This window comes from Stenotrophomonas sp. 2YAF22 (genome assembly GCF_052114665.1).
Lineage (GTDB): Bacteria > Pseudomonadota > Gammaproteobacteria > Xanthomonadales > Xanthomonadaceae > Stenotrophomonas > Stenotrophomonas indicatrix.
This window is the reverse complement of record NZ_JBFRFE010000914.1, coordinates 1-1118: the sequence shown is the minus strand read 5'-3', so window position 1 is coordinate 1118 and position 1118 is coordinate 1. Positions and strand designations below refer to the sequence as shown.

Below are 1118 nucleotides of genomic sequence, written 5' to 3'. Positions count from 1 at the left end.
GCCTTCGCACTGGAACACGGCCAGGCGGTACTGAAGCCGCTGGATGGCATGGGCGGCCGCTCGATCTTCCGCAGCGGCCAGGGCGACCCCAACCTGAACGTGATCCTGGAAACGCTGACCGACGGCGGCCGCAAGCTCGCCTTGGCCCAGAAGTTCATTCCCGACATCACCGCCGGCGACAAGCGCATCCTGCTGGTCGATGGCGAGCCGGTCGATTACTGCCTGGCGCGCATTCCGCAGGGCGATGAGTTCCGCGGCAACCTGGCCGCCGGTGGCCGCGGCGAAGGCCGTCCGCTGAGCGAACGCGACCGCTGGATCGCCGCCCAGGTCGGCCCGGAAATGAAGCGTCGCGGCATGCGTTTCGTCGGCCTGGACGTCATCGGCGACTACCTGACCGAGGTCAACGTGACCAGCCCGACCTGCGTGCGCGAGCTGGACGCGCAGTACGGCCTGAACATCGCCGGCACCCTGTTCGACGCGATCGAGGCCGATCTGCACTGATGGATGCCGCACCTGCCGTCCTCGCCCCGCCGCCGCGCGAAGCGCAGCGGCTGGGCGCCACCATCGCCCTGTCGGTGCTGGTGCACGCCCTGCTGATCCTCGGGGTCGGCTTTGCCGTGAAAGGCGACGCGCCACTGGTGCCGACCCTGGAAGTGATCTTCAGCCAGACCCGCACCGCGCTGACCCCGAAGCAGGCCGATTTCCTGGCTGCCGCCAGCCAGGAAGGCGGTGGCGAGCACGATCGTGCGCAGCGCCCCCGCGACAACCAGGCCGGCATCGTGCCGCAGGCCCAGTCCGGCATCAGTCCGGTACCCCAGCAGCAACAGTCGGCAGCACCAGTGCCACCACCGCAGGCGCGGGTGGTCAGCAGCCGCAATGGCCAGGACACCGTGGCCGTGGCGCAGTCGCGCCCTACCCCGCTGCAACCAACACCGGATGCTCCGATGACCGCGCGCGAACAGCGCGATGCTGAAATGGCGCGGCTGGCGGCGGAAGTGCACCTGCGTTCGGCGCAGTACGCCAAGCGCCCGAACCGGAAATTCGTTTCGGCCAGCACGCGCGAATACGAATTTCCGGTTCGGGCGCTTGGCGTACTGCGCCGAACGCAGGTGCACTTC

2 pseudogenes are annotated in these 1118 nt (G+C 69.0%); both read left to right on the top strand.

Annotation, left to right across the window (positions count from 1 at the left end):
- Positions 1–501 (top strand): annotated as a pseudogene (locus AB4Y84_RS22215) (glutathione synthase); the annotation flags it as partial.
- A pseudogene (locus AB4Y84_RS22210) lies at positions 501–1118 on the top strand (energy transducer TonB); the annotation flags it as partial. The pseudogenes AB4Y84_RS22215 and AB4Y84_RS22210, both read left to right, overlap by 1 nt.